13 protein-coding genes are annotated in these 14,268 nt (G+C 67.0%); all 13 read left to right on the top strand.

What is annotated here, in order from left to right; translation table 11 throughout:
- Nucleotides 1–5 precede the first annotated feature (5 nt).
- The 13 genes from truB to G372_RS0102950 all read left to right on the top strand — a co-directional run bounded on the left by truB (nt 6) and on the right by G372_RS0102950 (nt 14,132).
- Complete coding sequence (truB, locus tag G372_RS0103010) at nt 6–965, top strand: tRNA pseudouridine(55) synthase TruB (RefSeq protein WP_019623575.1); 960 nt, start codon at nt 6–8, stop codon at nt 963–965.
- A gap of 111 nt (nt 966–1,076) precedes the next feature.
- Nucleotides 1,077–1,346 carry a 30S ribosomal protein S15 gene (gene rpsO, locus G372_RS0103005; RefSeq protein WP_012982141.1) on the top strand — a complete coding sequence of 90 codons (270 nt, stop codon included), beginning with the start codon at nt 1,077–1,079 and terminating at the stop codon, nt 1,344–1,346.
- 125 nt (nt 1,347–1,471) lie between these two features.
- The gene (gene pnp / locus G372_RS0103000) at nt 1,472–3,559 is read left to right on the top strand and encodes a polyribonucleotide nucleotidyltransferase (protein ID WP_019623574.1); all 2,088 of its coding nucleotides are present in this window, start codon (nt 1,472–1,474) and stop codon (nt 3,557–3,559) included.
- A gap of 65 nt (nt 3,560–3,624) precedes the next feature.
- Nucleotides 3,625–4,248, top strand: a complete 624-nt coding sequence (locus G372_RS0102995; protein WP_018864989.1) for a class I SAM-dependent methyltransferase — start codon at nt 3,625–3,627, stop codon at nt 4,246–4,248.
- 172 nt (nt 4,249–4,420) lie between these two features.
- Nucleotides 4,421–4,852, top strand: coding sequence for a nucleoside-diphosphate kinase (ndk, locus tag G372_RS0102990; RefSeq protein ID WP_018864990.1), 432 nt, complete (start codon nt 4,421–4,423; stop codon nt 4,850–4,852).
- A 132-nt stretch (nt 4,853–4,984) separates the two neighbouring features.
- On the top strand, nt 4,985–6,118 hold the full coding sequence (gene rlmN / locus G372_RS0102985; protein WP_019623573.1) for a dual-specificity RNA methyltransferase RlmN: 1,134 nt from the start codon (nt 4,985–4,987) through the stop codon (nt 6,116–6,118).
- Nucleotides 6,118–6,888, top strand: a complete 771-nt coding sequence (pilW, locus tag G372_RS0102980) for a type IV pilus biogenesis/stability protein PilW (protein ID WP_018864992.1) — start codon at nt 6,118–6,120, stop codon at nt 6,886–6,888. The genes rlmN and pilW overlap by 1 nt, the downstream gene beginning before the upstream one ends.
- Nucleotides 6,878–8,071, top strand: coding sequence for a helix-turn-helix domain-containing protein (locus G372_RS0102975; RefSeq protein WP_019623572.1), 1,194 nt, complete (start codon nt 6,878–6,880; stop codon nt 8,069–8,071). The genes pilW and G372_RS0102975 overlap by 11 nt, the downstream gene beginning before the upstream one ends.
- Before the next feature lie 221 nt (nt 8,072–8,292).
- Nucleotides 8,293–9,576 carry a histidine--tRNA ligase gene (hisS, locus tag G372_RS0102970; protein WP_019623571.1) on the top strand — a complete coding sequence of 428 codons (1,284 nt, stop codon included), beginning with the start codon at nt 8,293–8,295 and terminating at the stop codon, nt 9,574–9,576.
- Nucleotides 9,577–9,618: 42 nt separating this feature from the next.
- Complete coding sequence (locus G372_RS0102965; protein WP_018864995.1) at nt 9,619–10,233, top strand: YfgM family protein; 615 nt, start codon at nt 9,619–9,621, stop codon at nt 10,231–10,233.
- A 14-nt stretch (nt 10,234–10,247) separates the two neighbouring features.
- Nucleotides 10,248–11,438: an outer membrane protein assembly factor BamB gene (gene bamB / locus G372_RS0102960; RefSeq protein WP_020008821.1), complete on the top strand. Its 1,191-nt coding sequence runs from the start codon at nt 10,248–10,250 to the stop codon at nt 11,436–11,438.
- A 50-nt stretch (nt 11,439–11,488) separates the two neighbouring features.
- Nucleotides 11,489–12,943, top strand: coding sequence for a ribosome biogenesis GTPase Der (gene der, locus G372_RS0102955; protein ID WP_019623570.1), 1,455 nt, complete (start codon nt 11,489–11,491; stop codon nt 12,941–12,943).
- The gene (locus G372_RS0102950) at nt 12,930–14,132 is read left to right on the top strand and encodes an aminotransferase class I/II-fold pyridoxal phosphate-dependent enzyme (RefSeq protein WP_019623569.1); all 1,203 of its coding nucleotides are present in this window, start codon (nt 12,930–12,932) and stop codon (nt 14,130–14,132) included. Before der ends, G372_RS0102950 begins: the two co-directional genes overlap by 14 nt.
- Nucleotides 14,133–14,268: the final 136 nt, after the last annotated feature.

Genomic DNA, 14,268 nt, shown 5'->3' with positions numbered 1-14,268 from the left:
CCTTGATGGCGCGCATTCGTCGCGAGGTCGACGGTATTCTGCTGCTGGACAAGCCCCGCGGGCCGAGTTCTACCCAGGTCCTGGGGCGCGTGAAGTACCTGTTGCAGGCCAAGAAGGCCGGTCATACCGGGGCGTTGGACCCGCGTGCGACCGGCCTTTTGCCGTTGTGTTTCGGTCAGGCGACCAAGGTGTCGGGCTGGCTGCTGGACGCTGACAAGCACTACATCGCCGAGGCTCGGCTGGGCATCGAGACCGACAGTGCGGATCTCGATGGCGAGGTGATCCGCGAGGCGCCGGTGCCGGCCATCGAGCCGGAGCAGCTGTGGGCGCTGGAACGGCAGTTCAGCGGGGCACAGGAGCAGGTGCCGCCGATGGTCTCGGCCCTCAAGCACGACGGCCAACGGCTCTACGAGCTGGCGCGCAAGGGGGTGGAGGTCGAGCGTCCTCCGCGGCCGGTGCAGATCCATGCCCTGTCGATCGAGCCTGTTGCTCCCGACCGATTGCGTATCGATGTGCGCTGCAGCAAGGGCACCTATGTCCGCTCCCTGGTGGCCGACATCGGGCATGCGCTGGGTTGCGGGGCGGCGGTCGACAGCCTGCGGCGGGTCGGGCACGGTCCGTTCGAGGCCGCCGCGATGGTCACGATGGAGCAGGTCGAGGCCGCCTTCGAGACCGGGGGCGCGGCCGCGATCGAGGCCATGCTGCAGCCCCCAGAAGCGGCGTTGACGCACTGGCCCAGCGTAAGCCTGGACGCGCAGGCCAGCGCGGCCATGCGGCACGGCCATGCGGCGAGTGCCGAGGCGATCGAGTTGTACGCGCCGGGCGCGAAGGATGCGCCTGTGGATCCCGAAACCGGCTGGCCGCTGGTGCGGGTGTATGACGCCGAGGGTGGGTTCCTGGCGGTGGGCGTGCGCGAACCGGACGGCCGGGTCCGGCCCCGTCGCCTGTTTGTTTCGGCCCCCTGAAGGGGCCGGGATTCTTCCTATTCAAGGCCTGTGTGTCGTGCTAACATTGCGCGCCTATCGCCAGCGCCACTGGTCGGTTAACGGTTCAGAATTCTCAGGAGTCAGGTTTACATGTCGCTCACTACCGAAGAAAAATCGGCCATCGTCGAGAAGCACAAGCGCGATGCCAACGACACCGGTTCGCCGGAAGTCCAGGTCGCGCTGCTCACCGCCCGCATCCAGCATCTGATGGGGCATTTCGAAAAGCACAAGCAGGATCACCACTCGCGTCGCGGGCTGCTGAAGATGGTCAGCCAGCGGCGCAAGCTGCTGACCTACCTCAAGCGCAATGACCAGGACCGTTACCAGGCCCTGGTTCAGGAGCTTGGCCTGCGCCGCTAAGGCAGGCACAACGGGCCCGCGCCACTGGTGCGGGCCCGTTCAGTTTCAGGGGCGGCCACGCAGGGGCGCTGGCCGGCCCGTCGCAAGCAAGACCGATGCACGCATTACGGGAAACGGGATATAACGTGGCACACAAGAAGTCGTTCCAGTACGGAAACCATACCGTCACCTTCGAGACCGGTGATATCGCCCGCCAGGCCAGTGGCGCCGTCCTCGTCAACATGGCCGAGACCGTGGTCCTGGTGACCGCCGTCGCGCGCAAGGAGGCCGATCCCGGCCGCGACTTCTTCCCCCTGACCGTGAATTATCAGGAGCGGACCTACGCCGCCGGCAAGATCCCGGGCGGCTTCTTCAAGCGCGAAGGGCGTCCGAACGAGAAGGAAACCCTGACTTCGCGCCTGATCGATCGCCCGATCCGCCCGCTGTTCCCCGAGGGCTTCAAGAACGAGACCCAGATCGTGGCCACGGTCATGTCGATCAATCCGGATGTCGATCCGGATATTCCGGCGCTGCTGGGGGCCTCGGCCGCACTGGCCTTGTCCGGCGTCCCGTTCGCAGGCCCGATCGGTGCCGCGCGGGTCGGCTATCGGGCCGGCGAATATCTGCTGAACCCGACCTACAGCGCCCTGGAAGAGTCCGACCTCGACCTGGTCGTGGCGGGTACGGAACAGGCCGTGCTGATGGTCGAATCGGAGGCCAGCGAGCTCTCCGAGGAAGTGATGCTCGGCGCGGTGATGTTCGGCCACGAGCAGATGCAAGCCGCGATCCAGGCGATCAAGGAACTGGCCGCGGAGGCCGGAAAGCCGGCCTGGGACTGGCAGGCACCGCCGTCCGAGGCGTCGCTGGAGGACCGCGTCAAGGAGGCCGTGGGTCACGACCTCGTCGAGGCGTACCAGATCGCCGAGAAGCAGGCGCGCACCCAGCGCATCAGCGAGCTGCGCAACCAGGCCGTCGAGGCGATCGCCAGCGAAGACGAGTCCGGGCCGAGTGCGGAAGACGTGAAGACGGCATTCCACGATCTCGAGTACCGCCTGGTGCGCGACCGCATCCTGGATGGCAACCCGCGCATCGACGGGCGCGACAACAAGACCGTGCGCCCGATCAGTGTCCAGAACGGCGTGCTGCCGCGTGCGCACGGTTCGGCGGTGTTCACGCGCGGCGAGACCCAGGCCCTGGTCGTGGCCACGCTGGGCACGGACCGCGATGCCCAGGTGATCGACGCGATCGAGGGCGAGCGCCGTGACCGCTTCATGCTGCACTACAACTTCCCGCCCTACTGCACCGGCGAGACCGGTTTCGTCGGCTCGCCCAAGCGCCGCGAGATCGGGCATGGCCGTCTGGCCAAGCGGGGTGTGGCGGCGGTGATGCCGACGGCCGAAGACTTTCCCTATGTCGTGCGCGTGGTCTCCGAGATCACCGAGTCGAATGGCTCCAGCTCCATGGCGTCTGTTTGCGGTACCTCGCTGGCGCTGATGGATGCCGGCGTGCCGCTGAAGGCCCCGGTCGCGGGGATTGCGATGGGCCTGATCAAGGAAGGCGATCGATTTGCCGTGCTGTCGGACATCCTCGGTGACGAGGACCATCTCGGCGACATGGATTTCAAGGTGGCCGGTACCAGCAACGGCGTGACCGCGCTGCAGATGGACATCAAGATCGACGGGATCACCCGCGAGATCATGGAACAGGCGTTGGCGCAGGCGCGCGAGGGCCGGATGCATATCCTCGGGTGCATGAACGAGGTGCTGCCGAGCCACCGCGAGGAGATGTCTTCGCACGCGCCACGCTTTATCACCATGAAGATCAACCCGGACAAGATCCGTGACGTGATCGGCAAGGGCGGGGCCACGATCCGCGCCCTGACCGAGGAGACCGGTGCGACGATCGACATCCAGGACGACGGTACCGTCAAAGTCGCCTCCACCGATCAGGCCGCGGGTCTCGAGGCCAAGCGCCGCATCGAGGAGCTGACCGCCGATATCGAGGTCGGGCGTCAGTACACCGGAAAGGTCGCGAAGATCATGGATTTCGGGGCGTTTGTCTCCATTCTGCCGGGCCGCGACGGTCTGGTGCATATCTCGCAGATCTCCGATGAGCGGGTGGAGAACGTGGCGGACTTCCTTTCCGAGGGCGATTCGGTCACCGTGAAGGTGCTGGAAGTGGACAAGCAGGGGCGTATCCGCCTGAGCATGAAGGCGGTCGAGTCCGAGGCCTGATCTGGGCCCTGTCACGCTGCGGGCGCCCACGGGCGCCCGGCCATCGGTATTCGGGACGTAACGGCATGGATCTGGTCAGTATCCGCAAGAGCTACAAGCGCTACGCCCGGCACTACGACGCCACCTTCGGACGCGTGTTTGCGACCGGACGCGAGCGCGCCCAGGAGACCCTGGCGCCGCTGTCCGGCAAACGCGTGCTCGAGGTGGGCGTGGGCACCGGGCTCTCGCTGCCGGACTATCCGGACGACTGCGAGATCGTCGGGATCGACGTCTCGCGCGAGATGCTGGAGGTGGCGCGTGGCCGCCTCAATGGCGGCCTGCCTGCGGTCTCGGGCCTGTGCGAGATGGACGCCGAGAAGCTCGGATTTGCCGACGGGAGCTTCGACGCGGTTGTCGCGATGTACGTTGCCACTGTGGTGCCCAACCCTGATCGGTTGTTTGCCGAGATGTGGCGCGTCTGCCGTCCGGGCGGGCAGATCCTGGTGATCAACCACTTCGCGTCGCAGCAGTGGCTACTGCGGGGGTTCGAGCGCTGCCTGCGGCCATTGTCGCGCGCGGTCGGCTTCCGGCCGGATATGGAGTTCGAGGACTTCGTGAACGTGACCGGGCAGGAGCCGGCGATGGTGGCCCCGGCCAGTCTGTTCGGCTACTGGAAGCAGGTGGAGTTCCGCAAGCCGGCGCACGCCTGATGCGGGTGGCGCGTGCATGCGGGCGCGAGTTTGCCTACACTACGCGCCGCACGCTGTTCCTGCCTGGCGCCCGCGTTAGCCGGGGCCTCTCTGGAGCCCGCCGTCTGGCGGGTTCTCGCGTTTGCGAAGCAGGATCGCCCCCGTTTTTTCAACCTTAGTCAGGAGAGCCAGCATGGCCGCAGAACGTACCCTGTCCATCATCAAGCCGGATGCCGTTTCCAAGAATGTGATCGGCGAGATCTACAGCCGCTTTGAAAAAGCCGGGCTGCAGATCGTTGCCGCGCGCATGATGCATCTGAGCCGCGAACAGGCCGAGGGCTTCTATGACGTGCACAAGGAGCGCCCGTTCTTCAACGATCTGGTGGAGTTCATGATCTCCGGCCCGGTGATGGTGCAGGTGCTCGAAGGCGAGGACGCCATTGCCAAGAACCGCGAAATCATGGGTGCCACCAATCCGAAGGAAGCGGCGCCGGGCACGATCCGTGCGGACTTCGCGACCTCCATCGACGAGAACGCCGTCCATGGCTCGGATGCCGCGGAAACCGCCGCGCGCGAGATCGAGTTCTTCTTCGGCAACGACGGCGTTTGCCCGCGTACCCGTTAAGCACCGGTTCGGGAAGGGCGCGGATCGTCCTGCCCGCGCCCTTTTCGTCTGCCGCGGCGCCTTTTGCGGGCCCCGTAGGCAGGCATCCCCCATGCACAGTACACTAGGGGGTGTTTTCAACCGGTCGCGAGCATGGCAGCGGAAACCTCTACACCTCTGAATCTGCTGGGTTACAGTCGCAGCCAGCTCACCGAGCTGCTGGCGCAGTGGGGTGAGCCGCGTTTCCGTGCCACGCAGCTCGTCAAGTGGATGCATCAGCGCGGGGTCACGGACTTCGACGCGATGACGGACGTATCGCGCAAGCTGCGCGAGCGCCTGTCGCGCGAAACCGAGGTTGCCCTGCCCGAGATCGCGCTGGAGAAGGCCTCTGGCGACGGTACCGTGAAATGGGTGCTGCGTCTGGCGGATGGCAACGCGATCGAGACCGTCTTCATCCCCGAATCCGGACGCGGCACCCTGTGCATCTCCTCGCAGGTCGGTTGCGCGCTGGACTGTACCTTCTGTTCGACCGCCCAGCAGGGCTTCAATCGCAACCTGACGGCCGCCGAGATCATCGGCCAGGTCTGGCTGGCGATGCAGCGTCTGCCGGCCCCTGAGGGCCGTCCCCGCGCGGTCAGCAATGTGGTGTTGATGGGCATGGGCGAGCCCCTGGCCAACTACGATGCCGTGGTCGCTGCCTGCCAGCTGATGACCGACGACAATGCCTATGGCCTCAGCCGTCGCCGGGTGACGCTGTCGACCTCCGGACTGGTGCCGGCGCTGGACCGCCTCAGCGAGGACACCGATGTGGCCCTGGCGGTCAGCCTGCATGCCCCGAACGACGCGCTGCGTGACCGTCTGGTCCCCATCAACCGCAAGTACCCGATCGCGCGCCTGATGGAGAGCTGTCGGCGCTATGTCGAGGCGACGGGCGCCCACAGCGGTGTCACGTTTGAATACGTGCTGCTGGCTGGCGTGAATGATCGCCCCGAACATGCCAATCAGCTCGCGGGCGTGCTGCGGGGCATCCCGGGCAAGATCAACCTGATCCCGTTCAATCCGTTTCCCGGTGCGCCCTTCGACCGCCCCGCCGAAGCGGATATCGAGCGTTTCGAGCGTCAGCTGCAAAAGGCGGGCTACGTCACCACGGTGCGACGTACGCGCGGGGACGACATCGACGCGGCCTGCGGACAGCTGGTGGGGCAGGTGGAGGACCGTACTAACCGGGGGATGCGCATGATTCGTCTGCACGCCGAATTGCCTGAGCGGCCGCGGAGGGCCTCTTGATGGGGCGGCGATGGGGGCGCCCGTTGGCTGTGCTGGTGCTGGGGGTGGCCCTCGGCGGCTGTGCCGCGATGGCGGAGCGCGAGGTGACCGGGGAGCGTGCAGAAGCGGCGGAGGTCAATGCCGAACTGGGCATCGGGTACCTGCGCGAGGGCGAAGTCGACCAGGCCGAGCGCAACCTGAAGCGGGCACTGGAATTTGACGCCAACCATCCGCTCGCCAATCTGGGCATGGCGAACGTCTACGAGCGCCGCGGTGCGTATGACCGGGCGGAGGAACACTATCGGCGGGCGCTCCGGCGCGACGATGGCAACCCGTATGTGCAAACGAGCCTCGGGGCACTGTTGTGCCGGCGCGAGGCCTTTGACGAGGCACAGGAGCTGTTCGCCAAGGCGATCGACAACCCGGACTACGACCAGCGCGAGATTGCCCTGATGAACTCCGGGGTGTGCTTCTCCGATGCCGGCGACAGCGAGCGCGCGGAAGAGAAGCTCCGCGAGGCGCTGCGCATCAACCCGCAGTATCCGCGGGCCCTTCTGGAAATGGCCAGCCTGACCTACGGAGACGACCGCCCGATGCAGACCCGGGCATTCCTCCAGCGCCTGGAAGGGCTGGGCGTGGAGAATTCCGAGACGCTGTTCCTGTGCTATCAGGCGGAGATGGCGCTCGGCAATCGTCGGGCGGCGGACGATTGTGCGGAACGCCTCCGCCGTCAGTATCCGGACAGCATGGAGCTGGTCCGCCTGGAAGACATGGAGCGTAATGGTGGCTGAGCCGCGTGACGACAAGGAGCCGGGCCTGGGCCGGGTCGACGAAGTCGACGATTCCGTTTCCGAGATGGAGCCGCTGCGTACCACGGATGATGATCCGCATGGCGCGTCGGATGTGCCTCCTGCGGGTGGTCTGACAACCCGTGACCAGCCTCCGCCTCCCGATCCCGAGAGCGGCGAAGGCGAGCCCGGCAACAGCCTGCGCCGGGCGCGCGAGGCCGCCGGTCTGGATACCGCCACGCTGGCGCACCGGATCCACCTTGGCCGGGGCACACTGGAGGATCTGGAGGCGAACCGGTTCGACCATATGGCGCCGGCGTATGTTCGGGGCTACCTGCGGGCCTGTGCGCGCGAGCTCGGGGTGAATGCCGATCCCTGGCTACGGGCATTCGAGAGCCACGGGCTGACGGAGCCGGAGCTGCGTGCGGTGGCGACTGCTTCCGCGCGTTCCAGGGGACGGCGGCGTTCCAGCGCGCCGTACTGGCTGACCTTCCTGCTACTGCTGGGGCTGCTGGGGCTGGGGGTGTACGCCTGGACGGAGCGCGGAGGCGGGACACCGTCGTTTCCGTCCCTGGGGTGGACGGAAGACGATCCAGCGGCTGTGTCTCAGGACGCAGCGCCCGCGACCACCGACGATGAATTGGGTGCTCCGCCAGCGCTGATCGAGGAGGCGGAACCCGAGGCCGAGGCACCGGCCGAAGCCGAAGCCGGGAGCGAGGCCAGCGAGGCGGATGCAGAACGGGATCCGGAACCCGTGATGGACACCCTGACCGAGCCGGTACCTTCGGAGGACGCGGCGACGGATGACGTCGAAGCGCATGAGGTGGCCGAGGATCCCGGCCCGGTTTCGGACATGGCCCTTCTGACGGGCGAGACCAGGCCTTCCGCAGAACAGGAGGAGGAAACGGCGGAATCCGATGCCGGCGAGGCCGAACGCGAGGGCATGAGCCGGCTGGTGCTGGATGTCAGCGAGACCTCCTGGGTCGAGATTCGCGATGCCGACGACGAGGTCGTCTTCACCGGCGTGCTGAGCGGAGGCGATCGCGAGGAACTGGAGCTGACATTGCCCGGGCGCGTGGTGCTGGGGAATGCCCAGGGGGTCGAGCTGACCCTGGATGACGAGCCCTTCGATCTCGAGTCGCACATCCGCGGGGACCGCACCGCGCGTTTCGACCTCGAACCCTGATTTTTTCGACTCCGTCCACGTGCTAGGGAAACACCGATCAATGTACACGCTCGCGTTGGCGCCCCAGGTTCCCCGATCCTGCGTTGCGCCGCTTGCCGGTAGAACCACTACCGGCTGCGCACCGCGCCTTGTTCGCACGCAAGAGCGACGAAGCAGCGAGTGTCTACATTGATCAGTGTTTCCCTAGGCGGCGTGAACGGTCCCGAATCCACAAAGGCAACATGAAAGCAATCAAGTCCATCCGCGGGATGCATGACATCCTGCCCGAGTCGATCCATGTCTGGCAGCACCTGGAAGACCGCCTGCGCGACCTGCTGGGCCGCTACGGGTACCAGGAGATCCGCATGCCGGTGGTCGAGGCAACGGAACTGTTCAAGCGCTCCATCGGCGATGTCACGGATATTGTCGAAAAGGAGATGTACACCTTCGAGGACCGCAATGGCGACAGCCTGAGTCTGCGGCCAGAGGCGACGGCCTCCTGCGTGCGCGCCGGCATTCAGCACGGCCTGCTGCACAATCAGGTCCAGCGGCTCTGGTACCTGGGGCCGATGTTCCGCCACGAGCGTCCGCAGAAGGGCCGCTATCGCCAGTTCCACCAGGTCGGGGTGGAGGTGTTCGGCCTCCAGGGCCCGGATGTAGACGCCGAGATGATCGCCATGACCGCGCGGCTCTGGCAGATGCTGGGCCTGGACAATGTCCGTCTCGAGCTGAATACCCTGGGCACGCCCGCGAGTCGCGCGCAGTATCGGGAACAGCTGATCGCCTACCTGGAGCAGCACCGCGATTCGCTGGACGAAGAGGCGCTGCGGCGGCTGCACGACAACCCGATGCGCATTCTGGACAGCAAGCACCCGGAGACGCGCGCGGTGGTCGCGAACGCGCCCAGCCTGATGGACCACCTGGACGACGAATCGCGCGCGCATTTCGACGCCCTGCGGTCGCATCTGGACGTGCTGGGTATCGAATACGTCCACAACCCGCGTCTGGTACGTGGTCTGGACTACTATACGCACACCGTGTTCGAGTGGATCACGGACGACCTGGGGGCCCAGGGCACGGTCTGCGCCGGCGGCCGTTATGACGGCCTGGTGGAGCAGCTGGGTGGACGTGGCACCCCGGCTATTGGCATGGCCATGGGGCTGGAGCGCCTGGTCGCGCTGCTGGAGGCCCGGGAAGACGCACCGCAGCCGCCAGGGCCGGATGCCTACCTGGTCGTGGGCGGTGACGAAATGGTGGGGTCGGCGCTGGCGCTGGCCGAGCTGCTGCGCAGCGAACTGCCCGGGCTGCGGCTGGTCCAGCACTGCGGGGGCGGCAGCTTCAAGTCACAGATGAAACGGGCGGATCGCCTGGGTGCGCATTTTGCCCTGGTGCTCGGAACTGACGAACACGCCGCGGGCACCGTGACGGTGAAGCCGTTAAGATCGCCCGGAGCTGAACAAAGTACCGTACCGCGCGAGGGGCTGGCGCGCCATTTGGAGCAGGCCCTGCACGCTATCGACGCCTGACGCGCGTTCAGTACGTATCGAAACTAGAGAATCGAGAGGACCATGAGTTACCTCACCGACGAAGAAAAAGCCGAGCGCATCAAACAGTGGTGGTCGGACAATGCGATCGCCATTATCGCCGGCCTGGTGCTGGGCGTCGCTGGCCTGATCGGCTGGAACTGGTGGAGCGGTCACCAGGAAGAGCGCGCGGCCGGCGCCTCCGACATGTATATCGCCATGCAGGGCGCGGCGCAGGCCGGCGATAATGCCCGTGCGATGGAGCTGGCTGACCAGTTGATCGAGCAGGGCCGGGGAACACCGTACCGCTCGCTGGCCTGGGTGTTCCGTGCCGACCTGGCGGTTTCCGAGAGCGACCACGAGGGGGCGATCGAGGCCCTGAGCGCCGCTCGTGATGCCGCGCCGGATCGGGGCTACCGGGAACTGCTCACCCTGCGCATGGCGCGCCAGATGATTCTGGCGGAGCAGTATGATGATGCCCAATCGGCCCTCGACGACGTGCGCCGCGATGCCTTTCGTGGCTTGCGCCTGGAACTGGAAGGCGACCTCGCGCGGGCGCGCGGGGATCTCGACCGGGCCCGCGAGCGCTATCGCGAAGCGCTCGACCATGGCCACACACCCGAATACCTGAGCCTGAAGTACGAAGAGCTCTCCGCCTAAAGGATTACTGTTCCATGTCCGTGCCTGCCCCGACGAAGACTGCCATGCGCCTGCTGATTGCCGGTGCGCTCATGCTGTCGCTGAGTGCCTGTGGCCTGTGGCAACGCGATACCACGGAGCCCCCGGCCGACCTGCCCGATTTCGAGGCGGAGGCGCAGCCGGAACAGCTGTGGTCGCGTTCGGTCGGGAGCGGTGGTGAACGCTTTCTCTGGCAGGTCTATCCGGGGGTGGCGGACGACATGCTGGTGATGGTGGATGCCGATGGCCGCGTCTCGGGGATGAACCCCGAGAGCGGAAGCCAGCGCTGGCGGCTGCGCCTGGACGACGCCCGGGTGTCGGCGGGTGTCGGTGTGGGCGACGAGATCGCCGTGATCGGCACCCTGGAGGGCGAGGCCATAGCGGTGGATCTGCAGGGCGATGGCGAGCGCTGGCGCTCGCGTCTGTCCAGCGAGGTCGTGGCGGTCTCGGATGTCGCCTCGGGGGTGGTGATTGCACGCACCAACGATGGTCGCGTGCATGCCCTCGATGCGGCCTCCGGGGCCACGCAATGGACCGCGCTGCGGACCACGCCCTCGCTGAGCCTGCGCGGTGCGCACCGGCCTCAGATGACAGCCGGACGCGTGCTCACGGGCTTCGATAACGGCCGTGTGGTGATGCTCGGGCGGGAGCGCGGCAACGTGCTGTGGGAGACCACCCTCGGCATCCCGACCGGGCGTTCGGAAGTGGAGCGCATGGTCGATGTCGACGGCTACATGCCGATCTACCAGGGTGCGGCGATCGCATCCGGGTATCAGGGGCGCCTGGCCGCCATCGACCTGGACTCGGGCGAGATCTTCTGGGCCCGCGACTTTTCGTCCTATCAGGGTGGGGACGTGACGAACGAGGCGAACGTCCTCGCGGTCACCGATGCCGAGAGCCACCTGTGGGGGGTGGACCCGCGCAATGGCGCCGATCTCTGGCAGAGCGACCAGCTACGCCTGCGCGGCGTCACCGCCCCGGTCGTGGTCGGTGACTACGCCATCGTCGGGGATTACGAAGGCTACCTGCACTGGTTCCACCTGGAGGACGGGCGCATCGTGGCGCGTCTGCGGGCGAGTTCCGGCGCGGTCGTGACCCGCCCCGTGCTGGTGGACGACATCCTCTACGTGGTGACCGACAACGGTCGGCTCACCGCGGTCAATCCGCGTCTGGACTCCGGGGAATGAGCGTCGCTGGCACATACCCCCGGATCCTGCGGTTGCGGTAGCGTTGCCTGATGATCCCTGTCATTGCCCTGGTTGGCCGGCCGAATGTCGGCAAGTCGACCCTGTTCAACCAGCTCACGCGCTCGCGTGATGCGCTCGTCGCCGATGTTGCGGGCCTCACCCGCGATCGCCAGTACGGCATCGGCAAGGTCGGCGACTTCCCCTACCTGGTGGTGGATACCGGTGGTCTGTCGGGCGAGGGCGCCGAGATGGACCGCGCGATGGCCGAGCAGACCCGGCGCGCCGTCGCGGAGGCGGATCATGTCCTGTTCCTGGTGGATGCGCGCGATGGCCTGACCCCTCAGGACCAGGCGATTGCCGACCAGCTGCGCTCGGCCGGGGTCAAGGCCCGGGTCGTGGTGAACAAGACCGACGGCCTGGATGCCGATGCTGTGAGCGCCGAGTTCTATACCCTGGGCATGGGCGAGATCACGTCGATCGCCGCCGCCCATGGTCGCGGCATCAAGGGCCTGATGCAGAAGGTCCGGCGGGCCGTGGCCGCCGAACGGCGCGAGTCCGAAGCGGCCGAGGGAGCAGGGGAGGAGGCCGCGGAGGACGGGCTGGACGAGGCCTCTCAGCAGGCCGCGCTGGACGACTGGCCCGGCATCCGCGTGGCCATTGTCGGGCGCCCGAATGTCGGCAAGTCCACGCTGGTCAATCGTATCCTCGGTGACGACCGCGTGGTGGCCACGGACGTCGCCGGCACGACCCGTGACTCGATCTTTGTCCCGTTCTCGCGCGACGGACAGGATTACACCCTGATCGACACCGCGGGGGTGCGGCGGCGGGCGCGTGTGCACGAGACCATCGAGAAGTTCAGCGTGATCAAGACGTTGCAGGCGATCGAGGCCGCTCATGTCGTGATCATGGTGATGGATGCCCAGGCCGGGCTGTCGGAACAGGATGCCCACCTGCTGGGCCTGGTGATCGACTCCGGTCGCGCGCTGGTGCTCGCGGTGAACAAGTGGGACGGTATGGCGCCGGAGGAACGCGAGCGGGTGCGCGACGACCTGGACCGGCGCCTCGGCTTCGTCAATTTCGCCCGGCTGCGGCTGATCTCCGCCCTGCATGGCACCAATGTGGGCCACCTGCTCGAAGACGTGCAGGAGGCGCATACCAGTGCGTTCGCCAAGGTCTCTACCCCCGAACTGACCCGCCTGCTGGAGAGTGCAGTCGCCGAGCATGCTCCACCGCTGGTCAGCGGTCGCCGGATCAAGCTGCGCTATGCCCATCAGGGCGGACAGAATCCCCCGGTCATCGTGATCCACGGCAACCAGACGGATGCCCTGCCGGGGAGCTACAAGCGCTACCTGGAGAACTTCTTCCGCAAACACCTGGGGCTGGTCGGGACACCACTGCGCATGGAGTTTCGCTCCGGACGCAACCCGTACGCCGGGCGTCGCAATATCCTCACCCTCCGCCAGCAGCGCAAGCGAAAGCGCATGATGCGCCATGTCCGGCGCTGATCCGAGCCGGACATCCGTGGAGGCGCCGGGCGCCCCTGCGCTGTCCGCGTTCGGCCGCGCGGTCGAGCCCTTCCGGGTGATGGACATCCTGGCGCGCGCCCAGGCGGCCGAGCGTGCCGGGCGCGACATCATCCACCTGGAGGTGGGCGAACCGGACTTTCCCACGCCTCCCGCGGTGCTGCGCGCCGGGGAACTGGCGCTGGCGGCCGGTGATACCCGCTACACCCCCGCGCATGGCACCCGCGAACTGCGCGAGGCCCTCGCGGCCGATTACCGGCGCCGCCATCAGGCCGACATCGACCCCGAGCGCGTCGTGATCACGGCCGGGGCCTCCGCCGCGATCCTGCTGGCGCTGGCCGCCGGAGTAAACCCCGGCGAGGAAGTCCTGCTCCCAGACCCGGGCTATGCCTGCAACCGCCAGTTTGTCGCCGCGCGCGGGGCCGTCCCGGTTGGGCTGTCGGTAGCGGCCGAACATGCCTTCCAGCCCACGGCCGAGGCGGTAGCGCAGGCCTGGGGCGAGCGGACCCGGGCCATCCTGCTCGGCTCACCCGCGAACCCCACCGGTACGCGGCTGTCCGCCGATCGTCTCGCGGCGATCGTAGACGTCGTGCGGGCGCGGGGCGGTCTGGTGATCGTGGACGAGATCTACGGCCAGATCCTGTTCGACGAGCCGCAGCGCAGTGCCGCGGCCTTCCATCCCGATGTCATCGTGATCAACAGCTTTTCCAAATACTTCGCGATGACCGGCTGGCGGCTGGGGTGGATGTTGGTCCCGGAGGCATGGATCGACCCGGTTCGCAGGATCGCGCAGAACCTGTTCGTGGCCCCGGCCTCCATGGCGCAGACGGCCGCAGTCGAGGCCTTTGCCCCCGAGACCGAGGAGATCCTGCAACGCCAGGTGCGCGAACTGCAGACGCGGCGTAACGTGCTGCTGGAGGCCCTGCCGGCACTGGGCCTCGAGGTCCAGGCCCGCCCCGACGGGGCGTTCTACATCTACGCCGACTGCACGGCACACGGGGACGACTCCGAGGCGCTTTGTGCACGCATCCTCGACGAGGCGGGCGTGGCGCTCACGCCGGGCACGGACTTCAGCCCCAGCGCGGGCCAGCGCTACCTGCGCATCGCCTACACCCAGCGCGAGTCACGCTTGCGCGAAGCACTGGACCGCCTCGCGTCGCTCCTCGCCTGACACTCGCCTTGTTGAGGCTGGTCCTAGTTCGGCATCCGGTGTTTACGTGCCTTCGGTCTGCATACTGCCAAGCGCTCACTCGCGAGCGCGCCGCGAGGTACTTCTTTGCTCGTGCAAAGAAGTACCCAAGAAACAC

It is taken from the genome of Thioalkalivibrio thiocyanoxidans ARh2 (assembly GCF_000385215.1).
Classification (GTDB): Bacteria; Pseudomonadota; Gammaproteobacteria; order Ectothiorhodospirales; family Ectothiorhodospiraceae; genus Thioalkalivibrio; species Thioalkalivibrio thiocyanoxidans.
Note: the sequence above shows the minus strand (reverse complement) of the source record. Positions and strands in the feature narration are given on the sequence as shown.